Here is a 13,105-nt window from a genome sequence, read left to right on the forward strand (position 1 = left end):
GTTGTGGTAGCCTGTGGCCTCCCGATAACGCGAATCAATAATTCAGACAACAGGTTGCATCATGACTCAGGATCAACGTCGCAAATACTCTTCCCAGGTGGTGGATGGTGCCGGCCGCGCGCCGGGGCGCGCCATGCTGCGGGCCGTCGGTTTCTCCGATGAAGACTTTCGCAAACCCCAGATCGGCATTGCCTCCACCTGGAGCAACCTGACCCCCTGCAACATGCACATTGACGGCCTGGCCCGAGAGGCCAGCCGGGGTGCGGACAGCGCCGGTGGCAAGGGTGTCATCTTCAATACCATCACGGTGTCGGATGGCATCTCGATGGGCTCGGAAGGCATGCGTTACTCCCTGGTGTCGCGCGAGGTCATTGCCGACTCCATCGAGACCGCAGCCGGGGCCGAGGGCTTTGACGGCCTGGTCGCCATCGGCGGCTGTGACAAGAACATGCCGGGCTGTGTGATGGGGCTGGCGCGGCTCAACCGGCCGTCGGTGTTCGTCTACGGCGGTACCATCAAGCCGGGCGCGGATCACACCGATATCGTGTCGGTGTTCGAGGCCGTGGGCCAGCACGCCAAGGGCGATATCGACCTGATCGAACTGAAGGCGGTGGAAGAAAAGGCCATTCCCGGTGCCGGCTCCTGTGGTGGCATGTACACGGCCAACACCATGGCTTCGGCCATCGAGGCCATGGGCATGAGCCTGCCCGGCAGTTCGGCGCAGAATGCCGTGGACGATACCAAGGTGCAGGACTGCCAGGCCGCCGGGCAGGCCGTTCTGCAGTTGCTGGAACAGGACATCAAGCCCAGCGACATCATGACCCGGGAGGCGTTCGAGAATGCCATTACCGTCGTCATTGCGCTCGGCGGCTCGACCAATGCCGTGCTGCATCTGCTGGCCATGGCGCACACCATGGAGGTCAACCTGACGCTGGATGATTTCACCACCATCGGCCAGCGCGTGCCGGTGCTGGCGGACCTGCGACCCAGCGGTCAATACATGATGTCGGAGCTGGTGGCCATTGGCGGCATTCAGCCGCTGATGAAGATGCTGCTGGAGGCCGGCCTGCTGCATGGTGACTGCATGACGGTAACCGGCAAGACGCTGCGCGAGAACCTCGCCGAGGTGGCGCCCTACCCGGACAGCCAGGACATCATTCACGCTCTCAACGACCCGATCAAGAAGGACAGCCATCTGCGCATCCTGTACGGCAACCTGGCGCCCACCGGCGCGGTGGCCAAGATTACCGGCAAGGAGGGCACGCGCTTTTCCGGTACGGCGCGGGTGTTCCATTCCGAAGAGGAGGCGCAGGCGCGCATTATCGACGGTACCGTAACGGCCGGTGATGTGGTGGTGATTCGCTATGAAGGTCCGCGCGGTGGTCCGGGCATGCGCGAAATGCTGAGCCCGACCTCGGCCATCATGGGGCGGGGCCTGGGTGATTCCGTGGCGCTGATTACCGATGGCCGCTTCTCGGGGGGCAGCCACGGCTTTGTGGTCGGCCATGTGACACCGGAAGCCTACGAGGGCGGCCCCATTGGTCTGATCGAGAATGGTGACACCATCACCATTGATGCCGAAAGCAACGAAATGCGGCTGGAGATCGACGACGCCGAAATGGAGCGGCGGCGCCAGGCCTGGCAGCGCCCCGAGCCGCGGTATCGCCGGGGCGTGCTGGCCAAGTATGCCCGTACGGTCAGTTCCGCCTCGGAAGGGGCGGTCACCGACCGCGACTGAGCCCGCAGACGGCCGGTGTCAGAGGGGCTCGACGAGTTTCCACTGCACCGGCTGGCCGGCTATGAACGGCACGATCGGCTGGCCGTCTGCCAGGGTGATGCTCTCCGGCACCGTCCATTCCTGGCGGGCCAGGGTGATGGTGCCGGTGTTGCGCGGCAGGCCGTAGAAGTCCGGCCCGTAGTGGCTGGCAAAGCCTTCGAGCTTGTCGAGTGCCTCCAGCTCATCGAATACCTGGGCATACAGCTCGATGGCGGCCCAGGCGCTGTAGCAACCGGCACAGCCGCAGGCGGTTTCCTTCATCGCCTTGACGTGCGGCGCTGAATCCGTGCCCAGAAAGAACTTCGGCGACCCGCTGGCCACCACCTGGCGCAGCGCCTGCTGGTGGATGTTGCGCTTGAGCACCGGCAGGCAGTAGTTGTGGGGGCGGATGCCACCGACCAGCATGTCATTGCGGTTCAGCATCAGATGCTGCGGCGTAATGGTGGCGGCGACGCGGGCCGTGGTGCTCTCGACAAACTCCACAGCTTCCCTGGTAGTGATGTGTTCGAACACTACCTTCAGGTCCGGGAACTGTTCGGTGACCGGCTTCAGCTTTTCATCAATAAAGACTTTCTCGCGGTCGAAGATGTCGATATGGGCATCGGTGACCTCGCCATGAATCAGCAGCAGCATGTCGTGCTTTTGCAGGGCTTCCAGTACCGGGTAGCGGCCGCGCAGGTCGGTCACCCCGAAGGCCGAGTTGGTGGTGGCGCCGGCGGGGTATAGCTTAACCGCCGGTATGCCCGCCGCACTGGCCGCTGCAATGTCTTCCGGTGTGGTGTGGTCGGTCAGATACAGGGTCAACAGAGGCTCAAAATACGAGCCCTCGGGACGGGCGGCCAGAATGCGGTCGCGGTAGGCCAGGGCCTCCTCGGCATTGCGCACCGGTGGGGCCAGGTTGGGCATGGCGATGGCACGGCGGAAACAGCGCGCCGTGGCCGGCACGGTTTCCTGCAGCATGTCGCCGTCGCGCAGGTGCAGGTGCCAGTCATCCGGCGTCTGAAGGGTGAGTGTCTGCATGTATTGTTGCCTGTGAGAGCTGATCATGGAGGGTTACAGTGTAACAGGCTGCGTCAAGGCTGAAACAAGCAGGTGTCCGAGTTCGCGAGTTTCCAGTTCGTGAAAATAATGCTGCCATTGGACTGGTTGTTTGCTATATTTCCAGTTCGTGAAAAAATTGCGGGCGTTCGTGCCAATGACAGCAGGTTTTACGAATCGGGAAAAAAATGGCTTGCCAGCCTATGGCGCCGTGCGCTCGCCGGCAGCATTGGGGCAACTGTTTCGTGCGGCCCGAAAAGAGCAGGGCATGACACTGCACGATGTTCATGCCGCCTCGGGGTTGTCCATGCGCTTTCTGTCCGAGTTTGAGCGCGGCAAGCCGAACGTGTCTCTGGCCAAGGTCATGACAGCATTGCAGATACTGGGGCTGGAATGCCTCATCTTCAGCCGTCGCGATGCCAGTCGTCTGCTGGCGCAGGCTTCAGATCGGTTCCGGGGAGGCAGCAACTGATGACAGCCACGGGGACGGTATGGTGGGGTAATCAGCGTGTCGGCACCCTGCGTGAGGATCAGCACCGGCTGCTGCGTTTTCGCTATGACCGGAGCTGGCTGAAACGGGGCGGCTTTGCGGTATCGATCAGCCTGCCGGTGGCGCTGGGCGAGCAGGAACAGGACGCGCACAGCTATTTCTCCGGCTTGCTGCCGGAGGGCGAAACCCGCCTTCGGGTCTGTCGGCAGTTGGGGCTGAACAGCGATGATGACGCAGGCCTGTTGCTGGCCATAGGTGGGGATTGTGCAGGCGCCCTGAGCGTGCTGCCGGACGGCATCACACCTGAGGCAGAAGCCAGCGCTGCAGAGAGTCTGTCGCCGGAGGACTTCCAGCAGATGATCCTGACCCGGGGAGCCCGGTCACCTTTCAGATCTGAGCGGCGGCAACGGTTTTCGCTGGCCGGGGCCCAGGAAAAGTTCACCATCGTGCAGGACCGGGCAGGATATCGGCTGCCCAATGCTGCCTTGCCGTCTACCCATCTGGTCAAGTTCGAGACCGTGCCGCATGTCTGTTTTGCCGAGTATATGGCCACCCGGATAGCCGGATCTCTGGGGTTGCCGACGGTTGCAGTTGACTACTGTGTGCTGCCGGAGTCTGCGGCTCCCGGCCAGCCGCCGCAGCCCTACCTGATGCTGGAGCGCTACGACCGTCTCCAGGACCCGGCGTCCGGCGGGATGCAGCGTCTGCATCAGGAGGACCTGACTCAGGCTCTGGCTTATCCCAGCAGTCTGAAATATGAGTATGAGGGTGGCCCCTCAATGGCGGATATTGTCACCTTGCTGCGGGAGTCGGTTGATCGTCCTGTGAATGCGGTGACACAGTTGCGCGACTGGCAGATATTCAACGTTCTGATCGGCAACTGGGACGGCCATGCGAAGAATCTGGCGTTGCTGTATCAGACCGATTCCAGTGTGCCATCACTGACGCCCTTCTATGATCTGATCAGTATCGAGTATATCAATCGGGTGGGCGGTGCCCGCTATGCGCGTGAAATGGCGCTTGCCGTAGGCGGGCAATACACGCCGGAGCGTATCGGTATACAGGCCTGGCGGACCTTTGCTTCTGATCTGGGTGTGCCGGCACGAGCGTTGCTGGATCGTGTCCGGGCCATGGCAAGCGCGTTGCCCGATCACGCGCAGCAGGCGCTGGCAGACTTTCAGCACCGGCATCACCGACACCCGGTGCACAATGAGCTGCTGAGGATGATTGAACGGCGTTGTCGGTGGGTGTTGCAGGCGCTGGGTTAGCGCACCGCTGCGGCCCGGCCGGTCCAGGCGGACCAGGAGTACAGCGCCAGGGCAATCCAGATCACCACGAAACTGGCCAGTACGCCTGAACTCAGCGGTTCGTTGAACACGAACAGCGCGATCAGGAACTGCAGTGTCGGGTTGATGTACATCAGGAAACCCACGGTGGCCAGGCGCAGGCGTCGGGCTGCGCCGGCAAAGGCCAGCAGCGGCAGGGCGGTGGCCACACCAGCAGAGAGCAACAGCAGCAGGGTCTGGCTGTCATTGGTGAAGTTGGACAGGCCGGCCGCACTCATCCAGGCCAGGGCCAGCAGCCCGACCGGAAGCAGCAGCAGGGTCTCGACAAAGAGCCCGGACAGGCCATCCAGCAGGACCTTCTTGCGCATCAGCCCATAGGTGCCGAACGAAAACGCCAGCACCAGCGTGATCCAGGGGAAGATGCCCAGCAGCACCAATTGGTACAGGATGGCCAGCGCCGCCAGCAGCACGGCAATGGCCTGCAGCCGGGTGATGGTTTCGCGCAGTATGATCATGCCCAGGGCCACATTGACCAGTGGCGTGAGGAAATAGCCCAGGCTGGCCTGCAGCACATGACGCGTGCTGACCGAATAGATATAGACCAGCCAGTTGAGCGCAATCAGCAGGGCGCAGGCGAGCACGAAACCCAGTTTTTTGGGCTCGGCCAGCGCGGCCCTGACCGGCCCCCAGCGCCGCAGCAGCGTAATCACGAAGGCCAGGAAGACACAGGACCACACCACACGGTGGATCAGTACCTCCCAGGCGGGAATACCATCAAACAGGGCAAAATAGAGCGGAAAGCTGCCCCAGAGAGTATAGGCGGTCAGGCCAAAGAGGACGCCCTTGGCGGCTTCGGTAGTGTCGGTTTGCATGAGTCCCTCTGCGATCAGGCGCCGAGTGTAACCGAAGTCGGCGGGGCAGGTCTTGTGGCAATTGCCGAACTCAGCGCCTGCCCGCTTCACGCTGCCCCGGCTGCCGACTACTATTGAGAGTCCTCTTGCGGCAAGGATGACGACACCGAAATGAGTGACAGCTTCCCCATCATGTCAGCCCTGGTCACGGCCGCTTACTGGCTGGTTACCCTGAGTGTGGTCATTCGGGTGCTGATGCGCCGACGGCCCGTGTCCAGCACCCTGGCCTGGCTGCTGGTAATACTGGCCGTGCCGATAGCAGGTGTGCTGGCCTATGTGCTGATTGGGGAGCTGTCGCTGGGCCGTCGCCGCGAAGCCCTGACCATTGCCATGAGTCGCGAGTACCTGGATGATCGCAGCCGCTATGGCGTTGAAGCCACGCGCAATCTGCCTGGTGGTGAAGCGGCGCTGGCCATCCATCGGTTGCTGCAGAACCTGACTGGGCTTTGTGCCCTGTCCTGTCAGCGCCTGGAACTGCTGACCACGCCGGAAGACATATTCAGCCGCCTGATTGCTGATATCGACGCGGCGGAACGGAATATCTGCATGGAGTTTTTCATCTGGTACCCGGGCGGCAAGGTCGACGAAGCCATGGCCGCGCTGGAGCGAGCCTGCGCACGCGGGGTCAGGGTGGAAATTCTGATAGATCACGCAGGCAGTCGCAGCTTCTTCCGCTCCCGGCGTTATCGTCAGATGCTGGCCGCCGGCATGGAAGTCACTCCGGCATTGCCGGTGCATTTGTGGCGCTTCCTGTTCCGCCGTCTGGATCTGCGCCTGCACCGCAAACTGGTGGTGATTGATCATCATCTGGCCTACACCGGCTCCATGAACATGGCCGACCCGGCCTGCTTTCAGCAGGACCAGGGCGTGGGCCAGTGGGTGGATGTGATGCTGCGTTTTGAAGGTCAGGCCGCGCAGGCGCTGTCGCGGGTGTTCTCCTGGGACTGGGAGGTGGAAACCGAGCAGCGGCGCGGGGTGGCGCCGCCCGACGCCGAACCGCAGGGCCAGGAGTGGCTGTCGGTTTTGCCGTCTGGCCCGGGCGTCGGGGAGGATCTGATCGAACAGGCCGTCCTGGCTGCCGTGTACCGGGCCAATCACCGCATTGAAATCTGCACGCCCTATTTCGTGCCTTCCGAGGAGCTGTTCGATGCGCTCTGTCACGCGGCCAGACGGCAGGTGCAGGTCGATCTGATTGTGCCCCGTCGCAGCAACCTGCGGCTGGTGCAGTGGGCCAGTCAGTCCTATTTCGAGACGCTGCTGGCGCTGGGCGTGCGGATTTACTGGTTTGATGACGGGCTGTTGCATACCAAGGCGCTGATGGTAGACCGGGAACTGGCGCTGGTGGGCAGTGTGAATCTGGATGCCCGCAGTCTGCAGCTCAACTATGAATTGTCGATGGTGCTGTTCACGCCGGCCAGTTGCGAACTGATTGTGGAATGTCTGGACGACTATCGGTACCGAAGTCAGCGTCTGGAGGCCGATATATGGGCCAAACGGCCCCACCGTCACCGCATAATGGAACGAATATTGTTCTTCCTCAGTCCGTTGCTCTAGCCACCCATTGCCGGGCCTGTTGTTTTGTGGGTAAATGCGGCCTTGTTGTCGGTCAAATTGGCCGGGCGTCGGGCAAAAAAAGGAGGTCGCCGGATGAAGGCAAAACTCGCGTTTACCAAGAAAGAATATGTACAGCGGGTCAGAAAGGTCCGCCGGGAAATGCGTACGCGCAAAGTTGATATCCTGATCGTGACCGACCCCGGCAACATGAACTGGCTGACCGGCTATGACGGCTGGTCATTCTATGTGCATCAGGGCGTGATTCTGCATGTGGATCAGGAAGAGCCCATCTGGTTCGGCCGGCGTATGGATGAAAGCGCCGCCCTGCTGCGCTGCTTCATGAGCCGCGAGAATCTTTGCAGCTATCCCGAGGAATATGTACAGAACCTCGAGAAACACCCCATGAGCTGGCTGGCCGAGCATATCTTTATCGAGAAGGGCTGGGCGGGTGCCACCATTGCCACCGAAATGGACAACTATTATTACACGGCCGATGCCCATCGGTCGTTGCGGCTGATGCTGCCCGAGGCGCGCTTTGTCGACAGCCACAACCTGGTGAACTGGTGCCGGGCGGTGAAATCGCCCAAGGAAATCGAGTTCATGCGGATTGCCGGGCGCATCACCTCCAAGATCCACCAGCGCATTCTGGACGTGGCCCGGGTCGGCATCCCCAAGAGCTTTGTGGTGTCGCAGATCTATGAAACCGCTATCGCCGGTGTTGATGGCTACAGCGGCGACTACCCCTCCATCGTGCCGCTGCTGCCTTCCGGCAAGGAAGCTTCGGCGTCGCATATCACCTGGGATGAGCGGCCGTTCCGCGCCAATGAGGGCACCTTCTTCGAAGTGTCCGGCTGCTACAAGCGCTACCATGCCCCTATGTCGCGCACCCTCTATATGGGCAAGCCCAGCCAGCGCTTTCTCAATGCCGAAAAGGCTCTGCTGGAAGCCATTGATGCCGGCCTGGCGCAGGCCAAGCCGGGCAATCGAACCTGCGACATCGCCAATGCACTGGATGGCACCATGGCCAAGTACGGGATCAACCGCCAGGGTGCGCGCTGTGGTTATCCGGTCGGGGTCAGCTACCCGCCGGACTGGGGCGAGCGCACCTCCAGTCTGCGGGCTTCCGACGAGACCGAACTCAGGCCAGGCATGACCTTTCATTTCATGCCCGGCATCTGGCAGGACGACTGGGGCATCGAGATTACGGAGAGCATTCTGATCACCGAAACCGGGGTGGAGCTACTGTGTGATTTTCCACGCAAACTCTTCGTCAAGTAGGCTTGTTCAGGCGGCAGAAATCGCCGTTGCGTACTATATTTACAGTAGTAAAGCGGACCGGGCAGTCTGCTTCGGTCCATTGAGCAGATGAAGGAGTAGAGCGATGAAAACACTGATGCAATTGGCCAGTACAGGACTGTTGGCGCTGGCGTTGGCTCTGCCTGCCGCGGCGCTGGACTATTGGAGCGGTGGCGTGGGTTCCGAAGCGCGCGCCGAGGCACCGACGGACTACAACACCACTTTCGAGTTCTTCGAGCGCAGCGGTTCTTTCCTCGCTGGGGTCGAGGTGCGCCTGACCGACGGCAATGGTGATGTATTGCTGGAAACCACTTCTACCGGCCCCTGGCTGATGGTGAATCTGGATGAAGGTGCCTATCGCATCGAAGCGACGCGCGAAAGCACCGGCGAGGTGCAGCGGGTGCGGTTCAACGTCGCCAGCGGACAGCAGGAGAAATACGGCCTGCGCTTCATGGAGTAGCGCTCTGGCCGAACTGCAGTTCCGCCAGATGGCGGTACAACGGGCTGCTGGCCAGCAGTTCCGTGTGAGTGCCGGTGGCCATCACTGAGCCACCGTCCAGCACGAGCAGCCGGTCAGCCGCCACCACGGTCGCCAGCCGGTGCGCAATCACCAGGCTGGTACGGCCCACCATCAGGCGGTCCAGTGCCTGCTGCACCAGTTGTTCGCTGCGTGCATCCAGGGCGCTGGTCGCCTCGTCCAGCAACAGAATGGTCGGGTCTTTCAACAGTGCCCGGGCAATGGCAATGCGCTGGCGCTGACCGCCCGAAAGCTGAATGCCATTGGGCCCAAGCTCGGTATCGAACCCCTGTGGCAGCTGTTCTATGAATTCGAGCGCATTGGCGTCTGCAGCAGCGGTTCTGAGTGCTGCTGCCGATGCCTCCGGATCGCCGTAGCGCAGGTTGTGTGCCACGCTGCCACTGAACAGCACCGGCTCCTGTGCCACCAGCCCCATCACCGAGCGCAGAGCGCTGGGGTCCAGCTCTCTGAGGTCGCAGCCATCAAGGGTAATTAGCCCCAGGTCCGGATCGTGAAAACGCTGCAGCAGACCCAGTAATGTGCTCTTGCCGGCCCCGGACGGGCCGACAATAGCCAGTCGCTCGCCGGGCGTAATGCTGAAATCCAGCCCTGCCAGCGCCGGCTGTTCCCTGCCCGGGTAGGTAAAGCAGACGCCCTGAAATGCCAAGGCCCCGCGTACCGGCGTAGGCAGAGGCCTGGGGTTGGCGGGCGATCTGATCACGGGCTCGGCATCCAGCAGTTCGAGCAACCGTTCGGCGGCGCCTGCAGCGCGCTGTACATCACCGGCCACTTCCGCCAGCGTGGCCACCGAACCGGCCGCCAGCACGGCATAGAATACAAAGGCCGACAGCTCACCGGCACTCATGGTGCCCTGCAATACCGCCATGCCGCCCTGCCATAGCATCAGTCCCACCGCTGCAAACACGACTATCATCGCCGCCCCGGTCAGCCAGGCTCGCTGGCGGGTGCGCAGCAGCGCACTGGCGAAGGCTTCATCCACGCGCTGATGGTAGCGGCTGCGTTCCTGGGCTTCGTGGGTGAAAGCCTGCACGGTGCGAATGCCGGTCAGGGCTTCGGTGGCGTAACGGCCGAGCTCGGCGACTCGGTCCTGACTGGTGCGCGACAGCCGGCGTACCCGGCGCCCGAACCAGACGATGGGCAGCAATGTGGCCGGAATGCCGAGCAGCACCAGCGCCGCCAGCCAGGGCTGGGTCACCAGCATCAGCGCGATGGCGCCCAGCAGCATGACCAGACTGCGCAGGGCCATGGAGATGGAAGAGCCGAACAGCGTCTGCAGAACACTGGTGTCGGCGGTCAGTCGGGAGGCGATCTCACCGGCGCCCTGGCCCGGCTGGTCGGCCCGCTCGAAGAAGGCGGGCTCAAGAGACAGCAGATGTTCGAACACCTGCTGACGCAGATCCGCCGCCAGGCGTTCGCCGATCCAGGTCACGAGATAATAGCGACAGGCCGATGCAGCCGCCAGCACTGACACCACGGCCAGCAGGCCCAGCAGCGTGCGGCGCAGGGCGGCCGCATCGGCGGCCATGAAACCCTGGTCGATGACCAGGCGCAGCCCCTGGCCGAGTATCAGCACTGTGCTGGCTGCTACCAGCAGCGCCAGGCCGGCCAGGGCCAGACGGCCGCGATAGGGCAGCAGCATGCGGGTCAGCCGAAGCAGCAGACGGGGGTCGGTTTGATTGGACATGCGCGCAGCATACCAGAGGCTGTATGCGGGCAGTTACTGCAGAGTGCTCACCGCATGGACAGATGGCATGATCATATTATTCTGGTAACGTAACCGCCCATCTATATAGCCAATATGTTATGGAGGTGTCGGCTCATGGATGTCGATTTCGTCAAGCACCTCAAGCTGAATCAGTTGCGTCTGGTCGCGGCAGTGGCCGAGCACGGCCAGTTGGGTCGGGCAGCGGCGGCCCTGTCGATCACCCAGCCGGCGGCTTCCCGCATGCTGGCGGACATTGAGCACAGAGTGGGCGCGCCGATCTGTACCCGCCATGCCAAGGGCATGGTGCTGACCGAGGTCGGTATGGCCATCGCCCGGCGGGCCCACAACAGCCTGTCGGAACTCAATGCGCTGTCACGCGAGGTGGAATACCTCAAGCAGGGCGGCATGGGCACCATTCGTATCGGCGCCGTGACCGGAGCCGCTGTGGGCTATGTGATACCGGCCGTGAATGCACTGAAAAGGGAAGTGGCGGAGACCGAGATCGACATCGATGTGGACACCAGCGCTGTGCTGGTGGAGACCCTGATGGCCGGGCAGGCGGATTTCGTGCTGGCGCGGGTGCCGCGCAACCATGACTTCAGCGAGTTCGACATCTATCCCGGCCGCACCGAGACGGTACGGCTTGTGGTGCGGGCGGATCATCCGCTGCTGGTGCACGACAGGGTCTCGCTGCGCGATCTGGCGCCCTATGACTGGGTCATGCAGAGCCATCGCGCGCCCATACGGGAGGCGGTGGAGGCCGCCATTCTGGAGGTGGGGGCCGAGCTGCCGCGCAGTGTGGTCAATACCACCTCGCTGCTGGCCATCATGGGGTTGCTGGTGTCTTCAGATGCCATAGCGCCCATGGCCAGTGAGGTGTCCGACCTGCTGACCAGCCGCCCGGTGAATGCCCGGCTGGTGGCCCTGCCCATAGAAACCGAAATCGTCATGACCCCCTATTACCTGCTGCAGATGAAAGGCCGGCAGTTGCCCCCGCTGGCTGACCGACTGCGCACCCTGATTCTTGAGGAACTGAAGAGGTGATTGTATGACACCGAGAGACAAGGCGTTTTTCCGCCCGCTGAACCGACGCATTCTGATTCTGCTGGTCTGTATTGTCTGGTCCGGCCTGGAGTGGTGGGGTGGGCCGGGCTTCTGGTCCGGCCTGGCGACCCTGGTGACGGCCTACGTGGTCTGGACCCTGTTTATCCGCTTTGATCCGGATCAGAGCGAGGACAAGGACCAAGACCAGAACAGCAAAACAGACTGACATGTCAAAAATGCTATAAAGGTCGTCATTATTCTTATTTGAATGTTATGTGGCATTGGCAGACGATGCGAGTGTTCCCAACGGGACCGACCAAGCACAACAAATACAACAACGGCCTTTTTGCCAGTCGGCTGAATCATACAGCTCTGGCAAGGGGTGTGCGGAAGGAGAAATACAATGATTACACCCAAGAAGATCTGTAGTGCCCTTGTCGGCGCTTCGCTGATCATGACTGCCAATGTGGCCATGGCCGAAGGCTTTGTCGGCATCGCCATGCCCACCCAGTCTTCATCACGCTGGATTTCCGACGGCCAGTCGATGGTCCGGCAGTTCGAGGACGCCGGTTACCAGACTGTGCTGCAGTATGCAGAAGACAATATTCCCAATCAGGTGTCGCAGGTCGAGAACATGATCGTGCGGGGCGTGGATGCCATCGTGATTGCCGCCATCGACGGCACGACCCTGTCCAACGCACTGGAAAATGCGGCAGCAGCCGGCATCGAGATTGTCGCCTATGACCGCCTGATCCGTGACAGTGAGCACGTCAGCTACTATGCCACCTTCGACAACTTCCAGGTGGGCGTGCAACAGGCCGAGTCTCTGGTGCAGGGCCTGCAGGAAAGCGGTGATGGACCCTACAACATTGAGCTGTTCGGCGGTTCGCCCGACGACAACAATGCCTACTTCTTCTATGACGGCGCCATGTCCGTACTGCAGCCCATGATTGATGACGGCGAGCTGGTGGTGGTGTCCGGTCAGTCCGGTATGGACATCGTCGGCACCATGCGCTGGGACGGTTCCCGTGCCCAGGCCCGGATGGATGACCTGCTGTCCGCGCACTACACCGATCGTACAATCCACGGTGTGCTGTCGCCCTATGACGGTCTGTCCATCGGTATCCTGTCTTCCCTGCGCGGTGTCGGCTATGGCGATGATCGCTCGATGCCCATCGTCACCGGTCAGGATGCCGAGATTCCTTCCGTCAAGGCCATCATTGACGGCGAGCAGTATTCCACCATCTTCAAGGACACTCGTGAACTGGCCCGCGTAACGGTCGGCATGGTGCAGGCCCTGCTGGAAGGCGGCGAGCCGGAAATCAATGACACCGAGACCTATGACAACGGGGTCAAGGTGGTCCCGTCCTACCTGCTGGAACCCGTGCCGGTGGATGCCACCAACTGGGAATCTGTGCTGATTGACAGCGGTTACTACACCGCTGAGCAGATTCGATAACACCACT

At 61.9% G+C, this 13,105-nt stretch carries 12 protein-coding genes; 9 read left to right on the plus strand and 3 right to left on the minus strand.

The features are described 5' to 3' along the window. The first annotated feature begins 61 nt into the window (after positions 1 to 61). A complete protein-coding gene (gene ilvD / locus E4656_RS10450) occupies positions 62 to 1,738 on the plus strand; it encodes a dihydroxy-acid dehydratase (RefSeq protein ID WP_135483168.1) in 1,677 nt (558 codons plus the stop codon). Between the two features lie 18 nt (positions 1,739 to 1,756). Here the strand turns inward: ilvD and pyrC are convergent, their stop codons facing one another. After that, complete coding sequence (gene pyrC / locus E4656_RS10455) at positions 1,757 to 2,797, minus strand: dihydroorotase (protein ID WP_135483169.1); 1,041 nt, start codon at positions 2,795 to 2,797, stop codon at positions 1,757 to 1,759. A 175-nt stretch (positions 2,798 to 2,972) separates the two neighbouring features. On the opposite strand from pyrC, the gene E4656_RS10460 reads away from it, so the two are divergent. After that, positions 2,973 to 3,287 (plus strand): helix-turn-helix domain-containing protein, encoded by a 315-nt coding sequence (locus tag E4656_RS10460; RefSeq protein WP_135483170.1) that lies wholly within the window; start codon positions 2,973 to 2,975, stop codon positions 3,285 to 3,287. Continuing rightward, positions 3,287 to 4,573 (plus strand): HipA domain-containing protein, encoded by a 1,287-nt coding sequence (locus tag E4656_RS10465; RefSeq protein ID WP_167856022.1) that lies wholly within the window; start codon positions 3,287 to 3,289, stop codon positions 4,571 to 4,573. Before E4656_RS10460 ends, E4656_RS10465 begins: the two co-directional genes overlap by 1 nt. Here the strand turns inward: E4656_RS10465 and rarD are convergent. After that, entirely contained in the window at positions 4,570 to 5,463 is an 894-nt protein-coding gene (rarD, locus tag E4656_RS10470; protein ID WP_135483172.1) for an EamA family transporter RarD, read from the minus strand. The two genes, E4656_RS10465 and rarD, sit on opposite strands and share 4 nt — an antisense overlap. Positions 5,464 to 5,613: 150 nt before the next feature. Between rarD and cls the strand changes: the two genes are divergently transcribed. The 3 genes from cls to E4656_RS10485 all read left to right on the plus strand — a co-directional run bounded on the left by cls (position 5,614) and on the right by E4656_RS10485 (position 8,812). After that, positions 5,614 to 7,056 carry a cardiolipin synthase gene (gene cls / locus E4656_RS10475; RefSeq protein ID WP_135483173.1) on the plus strand — a complete coding sequence of 481 codons (1,443 nt, stop codon included), beginning with the start codon at positions 5,614 to 5,616 and terminating at the stop codon, positions 7,054 to 7,056. A 93-nt stretch (positions 7,057 to 7,149) separates the two neighbouring features. Beyond that, complete coding sequence (locus E4656_RS10480) at positions 7,150 to 8,334, plus strand: M24 family metallopeptidase (protein ID WP_135483174.1); 1,185 nt, start codon at positions 7,150 to 7,152, stop codon at positions 8,332 to 8,334. Positions 8,335 to 8,437: 103 nt separating this feature from the next. Then, positions 8,438 to 8,812, plus strand: a complete 375-nt coding sequence (locus E4656_RS10485) for a hypothetical protein (RefSeq protein ID WP_135483175.1) — start codon at positions 8,438 to 8,440, stop codon at positions 8,810 to 8,812. On the opposite strand, the gene E4656_RS10490 is transcribed toward E4656_RS10485, so the two are convergent. After that, positions 8,802 to 10,574: an ABC transporter transmembrane domain-containing protein gene (locus tag E4656_RS10490; protein ID WP_135483176.1), complete on the minus strand. Its 1,773-nt coding sequence runs from the start codon at positions 10,572 to 10,574 to the stop codon at positions 8,802 to 8,804. The two genes, E4656_RS10485 and E4656_RS10490, sit on opposite strands and share 11 nt — an antisense overlap. Positions 10,575 to 10,709: 135 nt before the next feature. On the opposite strand from E4656_RS10490, the gene E4656_RS10495 reads away from it, so the two are divergent. From E4656_RS10495 to chvE, 3 genes are all read left to right on the plus strand, one after another. Then, positions 10,710 to 11,639, plus strand: a complete 930-nt coding sequence (locus E4656_RS10495; RefSeq protein ID WP_135483177.1) for a LysR family transcriptional regulator — start codon at positions 10,710 to 10,712, stop codon at positions 11,637 to 11,639. Positions 11,640 to 11,643: 4 nt separating this feature from the next. Then, the gene (locus tag E4656_RS10500) at positions 11,644 to 11,865 is read left to right on the plus strand and encodes a hypothetical protein (RefSeq protein ID WP_135483178.1); all 222 of its coding nucleotides are present in this window, start codon (positions 11,644 to 11,646) and stop codon (positions 11,863 to 11,865) included. A 177-nt stretch (positions 11,866 to 12,042) separates the two neighbouring features. Beyond that, complete coding sequence (chvE, locus tag E4656_RS10505; protein WP_205849166.1) at positions 12,043 to 13,098, plus strand: multiple monosaccharide ABC transporter substrate-binding protein; 1,056 nt, start codon at positions 12,043 to 12,045, stop codon at positions 13,096 to 13,098. Positions 13,099 to 13,105 lie beyond the last annotated feature (7 nt).

Source organism: Natronospirillum operosum (assembly GCF_004768465.1).
GTDB classification, from domain to species: Bacteria; Pseudomonadota; Gammaproteobacteria; order Pseudomonadales; family Natronospirillaceae; genus Natronospirillum; species Natronospirillum operosum.